The sequence below is a fragment of the Paenibacillus donghaensis genome (assembly GCF_002192415.1).
GTDB classification, from domain to species: domain Bacteria; phylum Bacillota; class Bacilli; order Paenibacillales; family Paenibacillaceae; genus Paenibacillus_AQ; species Paenibacillus_AQ donghaensis.
In genome coordinates, this window is record NZ_CP021780.1 from 4,007,499 (window position 1) to 4,024,723 (window position 17,225).

19 protein-coding genes are annotated in these 17,225 nt (G+C 50.1%); 3 read left to right on the forward strand and 16 right to left on the reverse strand.

All coding sequences use genetic code 11. The features are described from left to right. Positions 1–94: 94 nt before the first annotated feature. From B9T62_RS18090 to B9T62_RS18125, 9 genes are all read right to left on the reverse strand, one after another. Positions 95–2,104, reverse strand: coding sequence for a chemotaxis protein CheA (locus B9T62_RS18090; protein ID WP_087916542.1), 2,010 nt, complete (start codon positions 2,102–2,104; stop codon positions 95–97). A gap of 17 nt (positions 2,105–2,121) precedes the next feature. Beyond that, a complete protein-coding gene (locus B9T62_RS18095) occupies positions 2,122–2,547 on the reverse strand; it encodes a chemotaxis protein CheW (RefSeq protein ID WP_087916543.1) in 426 nt (141 codons plus the stop codon). A gap of 24 nt (positions 2,548–2,571) precedes the next feature. Further along, positions 2,572–4,161 carry a methyl-accepting chemotaxis protein gene (locus tag B9T62_RS18100; protein ID WP_087916544.1) on the reverse strand — a complete coding sequence of 530 codons (1,590 nt, stop codon included), beginning with the start codon at positions 4,159–4,161 and terminating at the stop codon, positions 2,572–2,574. A gap of 294 nt (positions 4,162–4,455) precedes the next feature. Continuing rightward, positions 4,456–4,866 carry a YvaD family protein gene (locus B9T62_RS18105; RefSeq protein ID WP_087916545.1) on the reverse strand — a complete coding sequence of 137 codons (411 nt, stop codon included), beginning with the start codon at positions 4,864–4,866 and terminating at the stop codon, positions 4,456–4,458. A 62-nt stretch (positions 4,867–4,928) separates the two neighbouring features. Next, positions 4,929–5,093, reverse strand: coding sequence for a hypothetical protein (locus tag B9T62_RS39170; protein ID WP_157793876.1), 165 nt, complete (start codon positions 5,091–5,093; stop codon positions 4,929–4,931). Positions 5,094–5,141: 48 nt separating this feature from the next. Next, positions 5,142–5,969, reverse strand: coding sequence for a GNAT family N-acetyltransferase (locus B9T62_RS18110; RefSeq protein WP_087916546.1), 828 nt, complete (start codon positions 5,967–5,969; stop codon positions 5,142–5,144). Positions 5,970–6,405: 436 nt separating this feature from the next. Further along, the gene (locus B9T62_RS18115) at positions 6,406–6,714 is read right to left on the reverse strand and encodes a DUF3889 domain-containing protein (RefSeq protein WP_087916547.1); all 309 of its coding nucleotides are present in this window, start codon (positions 6,712–6,714) and stop codon (positions 6,406–6,408) included. Between the two features lie 86 nt (positions 6,715–6,800). Further along, entirely contained in the window at positions 6,801–8,243 is a 1,443-nt protein-coding gene (locus tag B9T62_RS18120; protein ID WP_087916548.1) for a sensor histidine kinase, read from the reverse strand. Beyond that, positions 8,240–8,977 (reverse strand): response regulator transcription factor, encoded by a 738-nt coding sequence (locus B9T62_RS18125; RefSeq protein WP_087916549.1) that lies wholly within the window; start codon positions 8,975–8,977, stop codon positions 8,240–8,242. Before B9T62_RS18125 ends, B9T62_RS18120 begins: the two co-directional genes overlap by 4 nt. A gap of 139 nt (positions 8,978–9,116) precedes the next feature. Here B9T62_RS18125 and B9T62_RS18130 point away from each other — a divergent pair, with 139 nt between their 5' ends. The 3 genes from B9T62_RS18130 to B9T62_RS18140 are packed head-to-tail and all read left to right on the forward strand — an operon-like array spanning position 9,117 to position 11,559. Continuing rightward, complete coding sequence (locus B9T62_RS18130; RefSeq protein ID WP_087916550.1) at positions 9,117–10,031, forward strand: ABC transporter ATP-binding protein; 915 nt, start codon at positions 9,117–9,119, stop codon at positions 10,029–10,031. Next, positions 10,028–10,792: an ABC transporter permease gene (locus tag B9T62_RS18135; RefSeq protein WP_087916551.1), complete on the forward strand. Its 765-nt coding sequence runs from the start codon at positions 10,028–10,030 to the stop codon at positions 10,790–10,792. The genes B9T62_RS18130 and B9T62_RS18135 overlap by 4 nt, the downstream gene beginning before the upstream one ends. 32 nt (positions 10,793–10,824) lie before the next feature. Then, positions 10,825–11,559, forward strand: a complete 735-nt coding sequence (locus B9T62_RS18140; protein WP_157793877.1) for an ABC transporter permease — start codon at positions 10,825–10,827, stop codon at positions 11,557–11,559. A gap of 542 nt (positions 11,560–12,101) precedes the next feature. On the opposite strand, the gene B9T62_RS18145 is transcribed toward B9T62_RS18140, so the two are convergent. From B9T62_RS18145 to B9T62_RS39175, 7 genes are all read right to left on the reverse strand, one after another. After that, positions 12,102–12,410, reverse strand: coding sequence for a DUF3889 domain-containing protein (locus B9T62_RS18145; RefSeq protein WP_087916553.1), 309 nt, complete (start codon positions 12,408–12,410; stop codon positions 12,102–12,104). A 51-nt stretch (positions 12,411–12,461) separates the two neighbouring features. Then, positions 12,462–13,097, reverse strand: coding sequence for an SdpI family protein (locus B9T62_RS18150; RefSeq protein ID WP_087916554.1), 636 nt, complete (start codon positions 13,095–13,097; stop codon positions 12,462–12,464). A gap of 191 nt (positions 13,098–13,288) precedes the next feature. Next, the gene (locus tag B9T62_RS18155; RefSeq protein WP_087916555.1) at positions 13,289–14,671 is read right to left on the reverse strand and encodes an MFS transporter; all 1,383 of its coding nucleotides are present in this window, start codon (positions 14,669–14,671) and stop codon (positions 13,289–13,291) included. Positions 14,672–14,709: 38 nt separating this feature from the next. Next, positions 14,710–15,162 (reverse strand): MarR family winged helix-turn-helix transcriptional regulator, encoded by a 453-nt coding sequence (locus B9T62_RS18160; protein WP_087916556.1) that lies wholly within the window; start codon positions 15,160–15,162, stop codon positions 14,710–14,712. Between the two features lie 185 nt (positions 15,163–15,347). Then, positions 15,348–15,962 carry an acyl-CoA-like ligand-binding transcription factor gene (locus B9T62_RS18165; protein ID WP_342746178.1) on the reverse strand — a complete coding sequence of 205 codons (615 nt, stop codon included), beginning with the start codon at positions 15,960–15,962 and terminating at the stop codon, positions 15,348–15,350. Positions 15,963–16,340: 378 nt separating this feature from the next. Beyond that, positions 16,341–16,907 (reverse strand): Holliday junction resolvase RecU, encoded by a 567-nt coding sequence (locus tag B9T62_RS18170; RefSeq protein ID WP_087916557.1) that lies wholly within the window; start codon positions 16,905–16,907, stop codon positions 16,341–16,343. Then, entirely contained in the window at positions 16,898–17,047 is a 150-nt protein-coding gene (locus B9T62_RS39175) for a hypothetical protein (protein WP_157793878.1), read from the reverse strand. Before B9T62_RS39175 ends, B9T62_RS18170 begins: the two co-directional genes overlap by 10 nt. Between the last annotated feature and the right edge of the window lie 178 nt (positions 17,048–17,225).

Below are 17,225 nucleotides of genomic sequence, written 5' to 3' on the forward strand. Positions count from 1 at the left end.
CCTTATCGAGCTTAACTTGTGAGGTGTTGCTAGTGAGGAGAAGGATTGGGCGGGAATTGCGCCAGCATCCGGCAGCTTTCAGAGGCCTTTTTGCTTAATGTCCGACCAGATAAGACGCATCCAGAATGACTGCGACCCGCCCATTTCCGAGAATGGTTGCCCCTGATAGCTGGTTCATCGCGCCCAGGTAACTGCCAAGTGTCTTGATCACTACCTCCTGATTGCCGATGATTTCATCTACCGCAAAAGCGGCCGTCCGATCCACGGAGCGGACAATCACCAGCGGAATGGTTCTGCTGCTGCGCTCAACCCGCGGGTAATGCAGCTTGTCGCGCAGCCAGGTGAACGGCACAATTCTGCCATGGTTGAAGATGGCCTGCTCTCCCTGGATATTCTGCACATCCTCGGGAGCGATCCGTACAATCTCGGCCACGTTGTACATCGGAATAATCAGTACCCGGCCTGACACGCGAACCAGCAGACCCTTAATAATCGCCAGGGTCAGCGGCAAGCGGATGGTGAATCGTGTGCCAACGCCGGGTTCAGTGTCGATATCGATAATCCCGTTCAGCCGCCCGATCTGGCTGCGGACGATATCCATCCCCACGCCGCGTCCGGAGACGTCACTTACACTAGAAGCGGTCGAAAACCCCGGCTCAAAGATCAAATGTACGGCTTCCTGCGGCGTCATGCGCTGCGCCTGCTCCTCTGTGATGATGCCTTTGCCCAGAGCTGAAGCCAGGATCCGGTCGGCATGAATGCCTTGGCCGTCATCCTCGAAACGGATCACCACGTGGTTCTCCTCATGGTACGAGGTTAGGGTTATCCGCCCTTTCTCCGGCTTGCCGCAAGCGGCCCGCTCCTCCGGGTTCTCGATCCCGTGATCGGCACTGTTGCGGATCAGATGAATCAGCGGATCACTCAGTTCCTCGATAATCATCCGGTCCAGCTCGGTTTCCCCGCCTTGTACCACCAGCTCAAGATCCTTGCCAAGCTTCTGCGACAGGTCTCGGACCAGGCGCGGGAAACGGCTGAACAACTGGTCGATCGGCAGCATCCGTGTCTTCATGACCCCTTCCTGCAGCTCCTTGATCACCCGGCCCATATGGTCGGATACCCCGCTGATGCTCTGCATCGCCTTGATCGGGTCCTTCCGCAAGCCGGAAGCATTCAGATCTGCCAGTGAGGTCTGGTCAATCAGCAGCTCCCCCACCAGATTCATCAGGTGGTCAAGGCGCTCCACACTGACCCGCACCGTAGGTTGGCTGCCTTTGGCCCGTTCTTCAGAAGGCGGGGCTGGGGGCACAGCTTCTGTAGAAGCTCCTGGTGAAAGCTCCAGCGCAGCAGCGGACTGCTGAGAACCCCTGGACATCGCCGGCACAAACGGATGAATCTGCAAGGTCTGTACATCCGAATCCCCTTCCAGCTGATCCTGTATCCACTGCAGCTCCTTCAGGGTTGCGGCCACCACTGTAAAGCTCTGGTACAGCTCATCTTCATCGCCCGCTGTCAGTGCTCCGCTTAATGAAGCTGAGATGACTGTTCCACAGAGATCCTCTATCCGCTGCAGCAGAATGTGGTACCTGGCCGCCTTCATCTGGCAGTCATCCTTTAAGCCTACAAGGATAGTCATCAATTGATAGCCTGCCTCGGCAGCCTCCTCCGCCTGGAGCGCCTGCAGCGTATCCAGCACAGGCACGGGCGGCGGCTCTTCAGCGTTGCCGGATGGCTTGCCGATCGTCGCCTTGATCTGTGCTACGGAAGCACTGCAGTCTGCGTAAGCTTCCCCGCTGATATACTGGTCCCGCAACAGCTTCATGTCATCCAGCGCTCCAAACAGGGTATCGATCAGGGACGAAGTAATCTCCGGTTTCTTCTCCCGCACCCATTCCAGCGCGTATTCCAGCTCATGGGTGAGATCGCTCATCTCCCGGAAAGCCATTGTCGAGGACGAGCCTTTAATGGTATGGGCCGCACGGAACAGAATCTGAATCAGTTCAGGAGAAGGCGCGCGTTCCAAGCTGAGCAGCGACTGGTCCATCCGCTCCAGCTGGTCGTTAAGCTCCTCGATAAAAATATCACGGTAGGCCGATAAGTCCATCATACGTTATTGTCCCCCTCCTACCCGCCGAGAATTTCCTCTAGCTTCAGAATACCGACCAGTTGGTCTCCGCGTTGCCCAATTCCGAGGAACACGCCTTCACGGCCACGGCCTTGTCCGCCTGACGGGGGGTGGATCTCCTCATACGTTGTCACTTTATTCACCTTGTCTACAATCAGCCCCACGAATTCTTCGCGGTAACGGACCACAATAATCCGGGTAGCCTTCGTGTAGGGCTCATCCGCCATGCCTAACAGATTACGCAGGCTCACCACGCTGACTACCTTGCCGCGCAGATTGATTACACCCTTCACTTCATTTCTGCTGAAGGGGATGTCGGTAATGCTGAGCATTTTGATAATCTCATGAATTTCTTCAATCCGGATGGCGCAGGTCTCGGCACCTACGGCAAGTTCAATATATTGATCTTTCTGCAAGGAGGACATACCTTCACCTTCAGTCTCTTATGATTAATGGGTTCTAAATGCAGAAGCGGACTGGGCCAGCTCTTCAGACAGCTGGGCCAGAGCCTGGCAGGTCGTTGCCGTCTCTTCGGAAGCGGAGGCGGATTCTTCGCTAGAAGCCGAAATGGATTCTACCGAAGACATTACCTCTGCTGCCTGAGCCGCTTCTTCTTCACAGGCTGCGGCAATCTCGTTCACCTTCAGCGAGGAGTTGTTCACCATCTCTATGATCTGGTCGAAGGCTTGCCCTGTCATTGTTGACTGCTCCACACTTTCAGCTACCGCACGCACGCTTTGCTTCGTATTTTCCTGCATCGCCTTGATAATCACCGTGATCTCCTTGGTCGCCTCACTGCTGCGCTCCGCCAGCTTGCGGACCTCATCGGCCACTACCGCGAAGCCGCGGCCTTGCTCGCCGGCACGGGCTGCTTCGATGGCCGCGTTCAGCGCCAGCAGATTGGTCTGCTCGGCGATGTCGTCAATAACCTCGATGATGTCGCCAATCTTGCGCGAATCATCTTCCAGCTGCGACATCTTCTGATTGACCGCCTGCATGCCCTGCAGTGAGGTTTCGACCACGTGGCCGCCTTCACGCGCGGTTTTGACCGTGTCATTGGACAGCTCGGCGGCTTCTTCTGCACTCTCGGCGACAGAGTTAATCGCCAGTGACAGTTCCTTGAACAGCTCGGAAATATTGGCAGCAGCCGAGGATTGGCTACTGCTGGTGCTGGCAATCTCCTGGGTGCTGGCCGAGATCTGCTGCGAAGAGGCGGCAACATTCTGAGAGCTGCTGACAATGCCGTTGATCAGCTCCTTCAGGTTGTCTACCATCAGGTTCAGCGCCTGGGCCAGCTGGCCGATTTCATCTTTAGTCGAAATATTCGCTTGTTGTGTCAGATTGCCATTGGCCACTTCGGAAGCCAATCCCAGCATCTGCAGCAGCGGTCTGGAGATCGAGCGGGCAATCAAATACCCGATTAGAATGCTGAGCAGAACGGCTCCTGCTATTACGGCGATCGTAATCGCCAGCGAGCTGGAGTAGGTTTCCTGCGAGTGAGTATTGGCTTCTTCGGCCAGCCGGACATTTACCGAGATAAGGTCATTCATATTTTTGATGACTTCATTGCCCTGAATGTTCATTTGCTCGTTCAGAAACTTGTAGAACGCCTGGGTATTGTCATCCTGGGCCAGAATCAGGGCCTGCTCAAACATATTGGAATATTTGGCATATTCGGTATCAAAGGTCCGCAGCAGTTCCTGCTCCTCCGCCGTTGCAGCCAGGGGTCTGTAGGTATTAATATTCTCGTCAATGGCCTGACGAGTAGTCAGGATATCTTCTTTAAGCTGTGCCATATCCGCATCCACAGTCGAGCTGCTCATATCGCGCAGAAGCACTCTAACCTTCTGATATCCAATCTGCACGGCCGAAAGCTCTCTTACAGAAATCAGGTTGTTGCTGTACATTGATTTCATATTGACGTTTGCGCTCCGCAGCGTTGAGATCGAATAGAACCCGAGGACAACCAGAATCAAAGAGACTAGCAGAAATGCGGAGATAATCTTTGTTGCTGTTTTCATATTAGCGTACCATTTCATGGAAACTCCCCCTGAGGATGCGTTCTTAATATCCGGTTGACGATGTTTTGTAAAGCTCTCCCCCACATGCCACCGGACATCATACGATCTATTTCGACATCATTCCTTAAAATCTGAATAGGTATTTTTAAAAATTCAATAAATTATGGTATTTACTAAAAAAATATTAGGTCTTAAGAACTGATAATGCGTAAACACGTAAGAATCTGCTGTTATAAATGCAAAAAAACGGCTCACCGTAAGCGGCAAACCGGAGTTATGGTTTATTCTGCATGTTATTAAATTTCATCAGACCTATCTGCCATTGTTGCCGTAGCTGGACAATCTACTCACCAGTCTAGGGATAAAGAACATCGGGTAGATTAGCAGGAATAGATTCGGAATCCACCAGGTAAGATCATAGTCTCCCTTGTAGACCCAGAAAGAGATCGCTTGCAGTCCCGAGACCGAAGTCAGCACCAGGGAGATCAGCACCAGCGGCCGCCATAGGGCACTTGACTTGCGGTAGTGGTACAAGCTTAATAGCCCAGTCAGAGAAATCAGCAGATCCAGGGGAAAAAACGACCAGTTCCATGCTACGAGCAGTTCGTTCGTATAATCCTGATAAGCATATTCAGGCGGAATCAGATGGAAATAGGTAACCAGCCAATAGACTATAAAGGATATATCCGTCAACAAAAGCAAAAATCTCAGTTTCTTGCTCATCAGTGTTCTCCTCTTCGTTTCATCGCCCTATAAGCTAAATCTCAAAGCAGGCGATCCGATAATCAAACAGTTACCCAGATCAATGCGGCCATTGGTTCAGCTGCGTCATCTACGTAGACCGCCCCTGGGTTATTGCCGCTCACGATAGCTTTCACTTCGAGATTCGGACATAGGTCTGCCAGGAGCTGCACCTTATAGAAATCATATCGCATCAGTTCGATTAACATGGGTTATGGGTCTCCTCTTAGATATATAACGTATGTATCGACCTAGGACTAAGTAAGCTGATAATAAGGAATAATTAATGAAGGCTCGAAGCCAAGCCGGGTGGCCAGATTGTAGGAGCCTTCATTGCTGCGGCGGCAAGCCCAGACCGGCTTCAGCTGCTGCTGCAGGCAATAATCGATCAGTGCGGAGCTTACTGCAAAGGCATACCCTTGGCCGCGGTGTTCCTCGGCTGTCTCGATTCCCAGCTCCAGCTGGTGCTCATTGATAAAAGCCGAGAAAGCCGTGGCAGCAGGCTCTGCGCCGCTGAGCAGCGTATACCCAATACCTTCAGCCACGAATTCACCTCCACTGTTCCAGAAGAATTGCGGGGTGACACTTCCGCGCTGAGCAGCATACAGTTCTTCCGTCGTTCGTACGATTTCATCCTTCCGCGCTCCGAACCTTGCCGCATGCTTGTCTCTGGCAGCTTGATACGCTGCAGGCTTGAAGTCGAAATTCACTCGTTCATGCCGGATCACAGGTTTGAGCTGACCGGCAGCTGTACCGTTATGCTCGGTTATCATAATCTCAATCCGGTCCGTCCATTGTCTCTCAGGGTCAGCCTGCAGCCACTCATGAGCTTGCCGGGTTCCGGTATGATTGGCAATATAGGAATGGAGCTGCCGGTTGAAGGCTTCATTGTCACTGCGGCCGAACAGCAGGGACATTCCGTATGGATGCGCAATATAAAACGTCCGGGGATCTTCCAGGCTGTCTACATAAACTTTACCGGAAATTGGACGGCGCAGCACGGCTTCGGCAAATAAGGTGTTGATCTTCACCTGACTTAACGGCAGGAGCACCTTGTAATAATCCTGTGGTTCCAATAGTAGCATACTGTCTTTCTCTCCTTTTGTATGAATATATTAATTCTATCTCTCTAGGAAATTATTACATATAATTCCTTGAACAAAAAGAGTGAAATAATGACAAAATGAAACATTTCGCCGCCTTTTTAGGAAGCAAGCCTGTAAACCTGCAAATGTGCAGGTATTTTCGAGAATTCAGACCTATAACAAGAAATGCCTGCAAAAATACAGGTATTTCAGCGTTAGCCAACCTAAACGGAGATTATCTACGCTAAAAGATGTATTTTTACAGGCATTCACTTATCATGAACAATTGCTCACTAAAAACATGTACTTTTGCAGGAATTCCACTCCGGCTTCAACTCTCTTGTCCCAGTATTCATTCGAATCTGCGTGCTGGTGGGCACACTTCAAAAAAAACACAGAAAGCGATATCGCTTCCTGTGTCTTATGAGCATTGATGCTATCTTGATGTCTCCAAAAAACGGATGCTCTGCTGCTTGTCTGTGGTGGGATCAAAGCGGATCACCACATAGACCCCAAACAGCTGCCGTTCTTGGGCTTGACGATCAGCTTGAACTTCTCCTCGGCCCGGGGCGGGCTGAGATTCTTCCTGCCGATATGGCTTATAGTCGGTAATCTCCGCTTGGTATTTCTTCTGCGTTTCTTTTACGGCGATCAGGCCCCATTTGGCATAATCGGGAACCTCCGCCTGGATGGTAGCGCCGGCGGCGAAGAACAGGATCAGTATGGAAAGCAGTATTTTTCTCATTCACATCACCATCCGCAGCAGTTTAGCTTAAGTTGCCCCGTAGCGGTAGATTTATTCCTTCATTCTGCCTGGCTGGCCATCGACGCTTATGTCTCATCGAAGAGCTGCTTATGCAGTGCTACTGTAATGGTCGTACCTTCTCCAAGCGCACTGGAGACTGCAATGCTGCCCCCGTGCGCCACAATCAGCTGATGGGCAATGACCATGCCCAGACCGGTCCCTTCCGTCTTCTCCTGCGTGCCTGTCCCGCGATAATACCGTTGAAACAATCTGGACAAGGTCTCCGGGTCCATCCCGTCACCATCATCTCTTATCATAATTACCGGGCCCAGCACTTCAACATGAATATGAGTCCCCTTAGGGTTGTGCTTGAGCGCATTCGCCAACAGATTATCCAGTGCCCGTCTGAACCAGCGAGTGTCCAATTCACAGTAATACGAACCACGGTCCGTGTCAAAAGAAATGAGGTAGGCTTCATTACGCGGATCATTGGCGGCATCAATCGCTGCCCGCCTTACCAGTTCCACCAGATCACAGCTTCGCCGCTTCAATGGCAATCCATCGCTCTTCAGCCGGAACGTCAGATTGAAGTCCTCGATTAACTCTTTCAGATACTCTGATTTATCAAAAATGGTCTGTGCATATGTACGAACCTCCCCCAGCTCCCATTCATAACGACTGGAAGCGAGCAACTCCGAATAACCTTGAATAGACGCCAGAGGGGTCATTAAATCATGTGAGACTGCAGCCATCCACTCTTCCTGATTGCGCTGGAGCTGGATAAGCTCCGCTTGGTTCCGGTCAAGCGTCCTCGTTAACACGCTTAGTGCAGCTGTAACCTCATGGTACAGACGGAAGGAAGAATGAATACTCCCGTCCGCTCGCAAACTGGCCGGTCTGCCGGAACGTCCGGCGGGTTCAGCATACACACCTCCGGCCAAGGCCTGAATCCAGTTCATCATATGCAGCAGCGGGCTGCCCAGCCTGCGGCCAAACCAATAAGCACTAAGCAGCATTGCTGCGAACCCGCCAGCAACAATGAAGCCAAATAATGCAAGCTGCCGCCCGTCCATCAGAGAGAAGTACACACCGGCTCCGGCTTTTTTGCCAGCGATCCAGGTCCATTTGCTGCCTTCAGAGTGTGGGTTGAACCAGGTCTGCAGCAGATAGCCGCTCGGAGCGCCGGGGGATAGATAGTGAACAAGCTCTCCGGGGGCATAATGTTCTGGCATATCGGCTGGCCGCTGATAAGAGAAGGCTTCCATCCCATTATCATTGAGGACTTGCAGCCAATAGCCATGCTGATTGAGCTCCTTAAGGTCTGCCCCGTCGATCCTGAGCGTCCCGTCTCCTTCAGCCGTAATTCTCTTGGCAATAGAACTCATAGCTTGCACCACATCATATGAATCCCCACGTTCCAGCTTAAGGATCAGAAAGCGCTGCACCCCCAGCAGCAGAGCCAGACACATGACTATCAACAGCAGCAGCCATAGCAGGAATTGCCATGTCAACCGTTGTTTGAGCTTCATAAACCGTGCGTCCGTCCTGCTTGATTAATAAGACCGACTGGCTGTATTAGTTTATATCCGAGCCCGCGATGGGTCACCAGATAACGTGGACTGCCAGGCTCAGGTTCAATTTTCTCTCGTAAACGCCGGATATGTACCATCACTGTATGGTCGTCTCCCATACTTTCTTCTCCCCAGACATGTTCATATAATTGATTCTTGCTGAATATATGATTGGTGTTCCTGCACAGAAACAGCAGCAGATGGAACTCTTTTGCCGGGCAGACAACCGGAATCCCCGCAACGATAAGTGTGCCGGAATCACTCTGTACCTGAAAATGGCCAAAATCATATACCGGCTCTTCCTGGATCTCCTCCATTACCCGGAAATGCCTGCGCAAATGCGCTTTAATCCGTGCCACCACTTCCAGGGTCATAAACGGTTTGGTAATATAATCATCCGCACCAAGCGTGAAGCCTGAGAGCTTGTCCAAATCTCCCGAACGCGCGGTCAAGAAGAAGATGGGGGCCGCTGTAAGTTGCCGAATATCGCGGCATAGCTCTAGTCCGTCTCCATCAGGCAGCATAACATCAATTACGATCAGATCGGGGGACACTTGCCGGCACAACCGGCGCCCTTCCGCTGCAGTGGTCGCTGTGTGAATATTATGAAGCCCTTCTTTGTTCAGCGCTGCTTCCAGGAGCTTCAGAATCGCTTCTTCATCATCAATTAGAAGCAGCCGGGCATTATTCATCGTGTTCCTCCTGTCTGGAAATATTTATGACCAGTATACCATAGCTGCTGTTCTGCCAAAAAAGTTTAACTGCCGTTGAACTTGGGTTTAGGCCAAGTTATACACCGCTCTGTACAATAGGGTTGAGGTGATCAGATAAATGACAAAATCTGTTATTCAGACCCAAGATTTAACGCGCCGCATCAGCGGCAAAACAACCGTCGATCAAGTAAATCTGTTCGTCAAGGAAGGAGGCATCTATGGTTTCCTGGGACCGAATGGAGCCGGAAAAACGACCACCATCCGCATGCTGCTAGGGCTTACCCGTCCTACATCCGGTGACATTTATATCTTCGGCAAATTGCTCGCAAGCCACCGTATCTCCATCTTGAAGAATATCGGTTCCCTTGTGGAATCGCCCTCTTTCTACGGCCATTTAACTGCACGTGAGAATCTGGAAATTGTCCGCCGGATCACAGCTGTCCCTGCTTCCGCAGTGGAGGATGCCTTGCGTACGGTCCGCCTGGACAAGGCATCGAACCGTTTTGTACGGGAATATTCACTCGGCATGAAGCAACGTCTCGGGATCGCCACAGCATTGCTTGGACTACCGAAACTACTGATTCTTGATGAACCGACCAATGGTCTTGATCCGGCAGGAATACAGGAGATCCGCGAGCTGATCAAAGAGCTTCCCCGGCGTTATGGCATGAGTGTGCTCGTCTCCAGCCATCTTCTGAACGAGATCGACCAGATGGCATCTGAAGTAGGGATTCTTGTGGAAGGACAGCTCATTTTTCAAGGGGCTATTGAATCCTTACGCAAGCGAAGCAGCCCCTACTTGAGAATCGGAGTAGAGCGACCCGATTATGCCGCCGCTATCCTCCGTCAGTCGGGGTGTAATATCCGGGTAGATGGTGAGTTCCTGTATTCAGAGGAAACGAATCACGAGGCAGCAGCAGGAATTAATCGGCTCCTACACGAGGCAGGGCATCATGTGTTTCGTCTGGAGGAGGTGAAACGATCACTGGAGGACATCTTTCTTGAAATTACTGGAAAGGGGAGCAGTTTATGAATTCCGGCTTATGGTCAGCAGAATATTTAAAGCTAAAACGGACAGCCACTCAAGCTGTTGTCCTGACAGTTCCGGTGCTGGCTGTTCTCTTCATTGTCGCTTTCGGTCTGCTGAGCAATGGATTTCGGGTTAGCCCCATTTCTGAATCCGTGCCAGGTCTGTGGGCTAAATATGTATTCAGTATCCATTGGATTCTGATCTTTGCCATTCCACTGGGGGCAACCGTCAGCGCGTCCATCATGGCCGGGTTAGAGCATCGTGAGCACTCCTGGAAGCAGACGCTGGCTATGCCATACTCAAAAGCAAGCGTGTGGCTTGTCAAGTTCGCGCTGCTGGCTGTAACTCATGTGCTGGCAGGCGTTGTCCTTGGCGGAGCGTTGCTGGCATCAGGCTTGCTGCTTGGAATAGAGGAAGCTGTTCCTTGGCGTCTCCTTGCTGCGGAGAGCTTTGGTCCTTATCTAGCTGTATTTCCGATACTGGTTCTGCAATTATGGATATCCGTGACGGTAAGCAACCAGGCCGTTGCCCTTTCAGTAGGTACGGTCGGAGCAATGGCAGGATTATTTCTTGGCATGGGCGGTTCAGGAGGTTGGCTGCCTTGGACGTATGTAGTCAATGCTTCTCCGGTGATTTGGGATGCTGTTTCCAATGGACCCCTTCCTAACAGAGACTTCAGAGACCTGCTCGTCCGTTCTGTATTAGCAGGACTGGCTGGCCTCATTTTAGCAGTTACACATTTTTCCCATAAAGAATTCAAATAAGAAGGTTATCATTAGGGAGATGAATGATGTTCATGCAATTGTGGATTACGGAATGGATGAAGATACGGCGTTCCTGGCTGCCTTTTCTGCTAATCATCGGGCCGGTGGCCGGAATACTCATAGGAATTTCTAATTTCCTGGCAAATCAGGAGGTTTTTATCAAAGGCCCGGATAGCAACGAGTGGCTGGAGGCCTGGACTCAAGTTCAACTGTTCTATGCCTCGATTATCTTTCCGGTGCTGGTGAGTATAATGAGTGCCATCGTATGCCGGAGTGAGCATATCAGCGGGGGATGGAAGCAATTGCTGGCACTGCCGGTTTCACGGTCCTCTGTATATTTGACCAAGCTGATGGTCGTTGCCGTTCTGATCGCTCTGATGCAGGTCATGCTCCTGTCAGCTTATATTGCTGTGGGCTCGATGCTCTTCCACTCTACCCTGCCGATACAGCAAATGTTACGGTTCATCATACTGGGCTGGCTGGCAGCACTGCCGCTTAGTGCGATGCAGATGATCGTTTCCGTCCGGTTTATAAGCTTTGGATTACCCTTGGCTATCAATATCGCTTGTACCTTGCCGGTAGTCATTGTTGTCAATTCAACGGCTGGCCAATACTATCCATGGGCACTTCCTGCACTCGCCATGTCCCCTGAGGATGAATCGCCGATTCAATCCTACCCGCTGTTCTATGCTATAGTTATTGGCGTTCTGCTGATTTCAGTTCTTATAGGGGTACGGAGCTTCGAGCATAAAGATTCCGTAGGCTGATGTGGATGTCCCCAGCTGTTAACATCCCCTTCCTTATACCAAGCTAGCGGATTCAGATGAAATGTTCCCTCCTGTCCGGTCCAGCTGCTTGCCGATCAGGCTGGTCGCCATGGCCCAGGAAACTGGATACAGCTTAAGGCTAGTGAGGATCTATAGGGAATTCTACCGCTAATTGGACAAATGTTGGCCAATCTGGTGAGAGGATAGGGGGTTTCTACCACTAATGACATCCTATCTGCTCCGAAATGCCCTCGATAATACGATTTAGTAGTAACTTTTCCCTATATGCCATAATTATCGATCATTAGCCCGGATTTAACGGTAGTTTTTTTCCCCTTAGGCAACCATAGCCACCTATGTTTTTCTACTTCCATGGCGCCAATCTACTTGGGTCCCTCTGAGAAAACATGTACTTTTGCAGGAATTCCACTCCGGCTTCAACTCTCTTGTCCCAGTATTCATTCGAATCTGCGTGCTGGTGGGCACACTTCAAAAAAAACACAGAAAGCGATATCGCTTCCTGTGTCTTATGAGCATTGATGCTATCTTGATGTCTCCAAAAAACGGATGCTCTGCAGCTTGTCTGTGGTGGGATCAAAGCGGATCACCACATAGACCCCAAACAGCCTGCCGTTCTTGGGCTTGACGATCAGCTTGAACTTCTCCTCGGCCCGGTGCGGGCTGAGATTCTTCCTGCCGATATGCTTATAGTCGGTAATCTCTGCTTGGTATTTCTTCTGCGTTTCTTTTACGGCGATCAGGCCCCATTTGGCATAATCGGGAACCTCCGCCTGGACGGTAGCGCCGGCGGCGAAGAACAGGATCAGTATGGAAAGCAGTATTTTTCTCATTCACATCACCATCCGCAGCAGTTTAGCTTAAGTTGCCCCGTAGCGGTAGATTTATTCCTTCATTCCCTGCTCCTTGTACTTGTGATAGTAGTAGCAGGAAGCACCATAACAGAGCGCGAGACCAACCACCGGAATGGCACCGGTGTACATTGAATTGTTGATATGACCCAGCAGCGGAATAATGATGAGCAGCAGTCCGGCCAGAATAAAGATGTAGGCGCTGAACTGATGGGTCTTGTTCCACACCCGTTTGCTGGACAAGGTCCAGCGGTTCTTGATGCCGTAAGCATAACTTCTCTTAGCTCGGTGCAGGAAATTTCCGGCAACGATCAGCAGCACACCCAATACTACCGACGTTGTGGCAACCAGGTTGAACTCATAATCCAATCCGAAGCCGATAATTACCAGCTGTCCTCCGAGCAGAATCACCTGAACGATGTAGAAAATCAGTTTCGACTCCATCCGGTTGGCATCTTGAACAAACTTCCAGGCACTGCTGCGTGTGACATGGAGAACAACCATCGCCAGCGGGCTAAACGCCAGCGCGATATATTTCGGCGCCTGATTGGAGACGATGTTGCCGGACTGCCACTGAATAGCCAGAATGTCAGGCAGAAAAGGATAAGCAATGATACCGGCCAGCAATGAAAGTGTAATTAAGATCAGCGAAAACGGTTTGTCCTTCAACGTTGTCACGCTCCTATATGTATGAGTGGGTCGATATAATTTAGTTATTTAGTTAAATGACTAAATATAATTCAATTATAGGCCGCCTCCCACTAATTGTAAATGAAGCTGCTGTGACTAATTCGAGAACAAACCGCTATTCTCAATCAAAATGCGGAGGCACAAAGTGCCTCCGTCACACACTCTCCCCGTTAACCCTTGATACGGCGGGAAGGTTCCATCCCAAATGCAAGATAATAAACTCCGGCAAGCAGAACCGTAAACACCGTCAGCGTCACAAAAATATTGCTATACACATACCCTTCCTTGTACCAGGCAAGCGGATTGAGGTGAAACGCCCCTCCAGCCCGATCCAGCTGCTTGCCGATCAGGCTGGTGGCCATCGCCCCAGAGATGAAGTTCAACAGTGACAGCATACCCATGCCCACGCCGATCTGATCCACAGCCATCGTACGCGAAACTGTATTGGACATGGCGATGCCCATAAAGGTCACCCCCACGTTGCCAAAGATCAGCAGGAACATGATCAGGTACGGTGAACCGCCGACGAATACCGACAGCGTTACGAAACAAATGAAGCTGAGCAAGGCTGCAGTAAATACAAGATAGCTGTTCCCTTTGCGGTCGGCAATCAAGCCGCCCTTGCGGCCCAGGAATGCGGACAGGATGGCAGCCGGGAACATGATCAGCCCGATTACAGCCGGCTTAAGTCCATTCAGCGCGGTCAGATATTGCGGCGTCAGAAAGGGCAGGCTGAAGCTGAGCGCCGAGGCCATGAAGGCAATCGCCAGCCCAGCCGAATATTTGCGGTTCTTGAACAGTTGCGGCTGCACAAACGGCTCGGCGGCAGTCAGAATCCGCACGATAAACAACGCCAGCAGCACTACTCCTGCCAAGGCAAGCAGCAGCCTGCCCTGGGAGATGGAGAGCAGCAGCAGCGCCACCGTTCCGCCCAGCAAGGCCGCGCCCAGGAAGTCAATCCGCTTGGCGCTACCCCGGTCATCGTTAAGGTATCTGCGGAAGAACGGCAGCGCCAGCAGCGGAACCAGTGACAGCACGAACAGGAACCTCCAGCTAGCGAAGCCGGTAATCAGGCCCGATACAATCGGAGCCAGCGCAGTTCCCAGCGAAATGCCGGTAGCGGTGATGCCGAGCGCACGGCCTCTGCGTTCCGGCGAGAAATAACGGACCGGCACGATCATCGCCGTGGCCGGGATGACGGCCGCCCCACTGGCCTGCAGAATCCGGCCAAGAATAATGCCCCAATATTCGCTGGCGACAAATCCGACAACCGACCCCATGGAGAAGAATATAATGCCGAATGTCAGCAGGTCCTTCAGGCGGTATTTATCGGCCAGCTTGCCGTAAGTAACAGACCCCACTGCATACACAATCATATACCCGCTGAGCAGCCAGCTGACCTGTGAGGAAGTAATGGCGAATTCCTTCCTGATAATCGGCATGACGACATTGAAGACCGAAGCGTTCATGACAGAGAATACAAGAGTGAATGCCAATACAATCATTAATTTGTTTACATTCTCGGCACTAGGCCGAGCAGTTCCGTTGTCCATGGGTGACATCCATCCTTTCTCCGGTTATTAATGTTGAACTATTCATATGCGTCCAGTATCTTGCGCAGCAGCACCAGCAGCTGGCCTTGCTCCTCCGGTGTAAGCAGCTGCTTCGAGTGGTGTTTGGCTTCATGGACCTTCACGTGGGTAATCTGCTGCATCTCTTCACCGGCAGCGGTCAGTGAAATGGTCTTCATCCGGGCATCCTGCGGATGCTCCCGGCGCTCTACCCATCCTCTCTTTACCATCCCGTTAATCAGGCTGGTGACGCTGGATTTATCAATATGTAACAGACGCTCCAGCTCCATATTGGTGAGTCCAGGAGAGGCCTTCAGGACATGCAGCGTCTTGGACTGCTGGGAGGTCACTCCGTAAGGCCGGAGGACATATTCTATATCTCTGCGTATGGCGGCAGAAGTACGGTTAATCAGTACAGGGATGCTCTCCTCCTGTTCCCAAGGCAGATAGATAACCTTATCCTGATCTTCCATCCGGTGCTTCTCTCCCTTCAGATAAATTTAGTTTGAATTCCAACCAATAATATAGACTGCAGTTTGAACTTTCAATACTGCCGCCTTAGTACACACATTCTTTCTATCACAAGCCGCGATTAGAAGTTGAAACCCAATCCAGTTTAGACGCAGGTTCCTATGCAAAGGTTACGCTTCAGAAGCTGTTATTCTATGTTCTGAAGCGGCAAGCCTGCCTCCAGAAAGCTTAATGCCTTGTCCATCCTTTCGGCAAAATCAAACTCCCGATGCTCTGCACAATACAGCATAATCGAAGTATTCACCCCCACAATCGCCCCTGCCAGAGTGCGGATCTCCAAATCATCCGAGCTCCGTCCGGTCCGCTTGGCGAGCATGCCCGCCATTAGCTCAATCGTCTGGATCATATTCTTCAGATTAGCCGCCCGCAGCTCCGGGACCCGGCCAATCAGCTCATCCCGCTGCCGCATCACATCCAGCTCATCGGTTGACATCTCCGAGATTCCTGCGTTGATCGCTGCCCGCACGGCTTGAATCGGGCTGAGCCCTGCAGGCTGGTCCTCAAAAGCGGCGATCAGCAGCGGATCATAGTTATCGTTGATCATCACATCCTCTTTGGTGGAGAAATAGCGAAAGAAAGTGCTGGGTGATATTTCTGCCGCCTCGGCAATTTGCTCCACAGTTGTTGCGCTGTAGCCCTGCTCTCGAAATAGGCGCAGCGCATGCATCTGCACACTAGCCATCGTTTTAGCTTTTTTGCGTTCCCTTAATCCACTGTTACGTTTGCCCTCAGTAGACATCATTCTGTTCACTCCTTAACAAAGTCCCCCTGTATTGTTGATACTTTATTCCATTTAAACTTTTGTGTCAAACAGATACATCACCAGCAAAAAGCGGCCCCGGATTACCGGGACCGCCAGTTCTTTACGAAGGAATGAGCAGCCTGCTACATTTCGTTCATTCCGAGATTAAATTGCCAGTGGATACCGAATTTGTCGACCAGACTGCCGTACATCTTGCTCCAGCAAACAATATTATATAAGTCCAATTTATAAGAAAAAAGTCTCACTCTCTAGGAGCAAGACTATAAACTTTAATCAATATTTTTTTCGACTCTGTTCCGTATCCATGATCTCTGACTGCCCTCTTATAATCTTCCCATAACTCTTTAATAGTCTGATTCATCTTACACCTCTGTTAGTATATGTATTAATAGCCTCCGTTATAAATTCTTTCATATGATAGTGGTAATTAACTTTCTTTATAATTCCTTTGATTTCAATTCCAACCTCTTCACAAATTCTGATGGGAATACTACTCCTGTTGATTTTGCTTTTGTATTTATGTTCTTTAATTTGATTTTGAGCAACCTTTTGATAATCAACGAAATCATTAATATGTATAAAAAACACTCGATTAATCGGCTCTCTAAAATTCATTAGAAATCCAGATATAACATTTTCATATGTACTTGCTTCTAGCAATTTATCAATCTGATGTTGTTTAATGATACTTTCATCGAAACTAAATCTATTCTCTTTAGTTGATTTAAGTTCTAACGTAAACAAGTGAGATCTAGCAAACATCATACAGTCGTAATCGTTCTTCGTAACCTTCACGCGTTGCCTTAAATCGGGTGGTATAAAGGTGTCCTTGATTCTACTAAAAAATATCTTTTCCTCACATTGCTTCACTGACTCTTGCAAGTTATCTTCAAATACCTTTCCTTCCTTTTTCTTCACAACCATTCAGACATTACCTTCAACCGTAGCAATTCATCAAATCTACCCTCAACAATAAATCCACCACTATTATATTCGTTCAATTTTTTAATCATATATATTTTCAATTCTTCAACTAGGGCCATATTGTGTCCCACTAAATTCATTAAATCACTCTCCTATTCCTCATTAACAATGTCATCCAAAGTAACTGTTCTCGCTTGAACAGCTTTTTTAATGCAAAATATTTCATCGTGTACGCACATTCCATAGATGTCTAAGATTTCTCCTTCGGACACTTCATTGGGTGTTATGTCCACACCACATCCCGCACAAGTTGAATAA

Excerpts from the sequence above, each read along its gene's own strand:
- B9T62_RS18120 (WP_087916548.1), bottom strand. The coding sequence starts at position 8,243 with ATGAAGCTCAAACAACGGTTGACATGGCAATTCCTGCTATGGCTGCTG.
- B9T62_RS18105 (WP_087916545.1), bottom strand. The coding sequence starts at position 4,866 with ATGAGCAAGAAACTGAGATTTTTGCTTTTGTTGACGGATATATCCTTT.
- B9T62_RS39175 (WP_157793878.1), bottom strand. The coding sequence starts at position 17,047 with ATGAATTTAGTGGGACACAATATGGCCCTAGTTGAAGAATTGAAAATA.
- B9T62_RS18140 (WP_157793877.1), top strand. The coding sequence starts at position 10,825 with ATGCAATTGTGGATTACGGAATGGATGAAGATACGGCGTTCCTGGCTG.
- B9T62_RS18145 (WP_087916553.1), bottom strand. The coding sequence starts at position 12,410 with ATGAGAAAAATACTGCTTTCCATACTGATCCTGTTCTTCGCCGCCGGC.
- B9T62_RS18165 (WP_342746178.1), bottom strand. The coding sequence starts at position 15,962 with ATGATGTCTACTGAGGGCAAACGTAACAGTGGATTAAGGGAACGCAAA.
- B9T62_RS18155 (WP_087916555.1), bottom strand. The coding sequence starts at position 14,671 with ATGGACAACGGAACTGCTCGGCCTAGTGCCGAGAATGTAAACAAATTA.
- B9T62_RS18100 (WP_087916544.1), bottom strand. The coding sequence starts at position 4,161 with ATGAAATGGTACGCTAATATGAAAACAGCAACAAAGATTATCTCCGCA.
- B9T62_RS18135 (WP_087916551.1), top strand. The coding sequence starts at position 10,028 with ATGAATTCCGGCTTATGGTCAGCAGAATATTTAAAGCTAAAACGGACA.
- B9T62_RS18095 (WP_087916543.1), bottom strand. The coding sequence starts at position 2,547 with ATGTCCTCCTTGCAGAAAGATCAATATATTGAACTTGCCGTAGGTGCC.
- B9T62_RS39170 (WP_157793876.1), bottom strand. The coding sequence starts at position 5,093 with ATGTTAATCGAACTGATGCGATATGATTTCTATAAGGTGCAGCTCCTG.
- B9T62_RS18170 (WP_087916557.1), bottom strand. The coding sequence starts at position 16,907 with ATGGTTGTGAAGAAAAAGGAAGGAAAGGTATTTGAAGATAACTTGCAA.
- B9T62_RS18110 (WP_087916546.1), bottom strand. The coding sequence starts at position 5,969 with ATGCTACTATTGGAACCACAGGATTATTACAAGGTGCTCCTGCCGTTA.
- B9T62_RS18160 (WP_087916556.1), bottom strand. The coding sequence starts at position 15,162 with ATGGAAGATCAGGATAAGGTTATCTATCTGCCTTGGGAACAGGAGGAG.
- B9T62_RS18090 (WP_087916542.1), bottom strand. The coding sequence starts at position 2,104 with ATGATGGACTTATCGGCCTACCGTGATATTTTTATCGAGGAGCTTAAC.
- B9T62_RS18115 (WP_087916547.1), bottom strand. The coding sequence starts at position 6,714 with ATGAGAAAAATACTGCTTTCCATACTGATCCTGTTCTTCGCCGCCGGC.
- B9T62_RS18125 (WP_087916549.1), bottom strand. The coding sequence starts at position 8,977 with ATGAATAATGCCCGGCTGCTTCTAATTGATGATGAAGAAGCGATTCTG.
- B9T62_RS18130 (WP_087916550.1), top strand. The coding sequence starts at position 9,117 with ATGACAAAATCTGTTATTCAGACCCAAGATTTAACGCGCCGCATCAGC.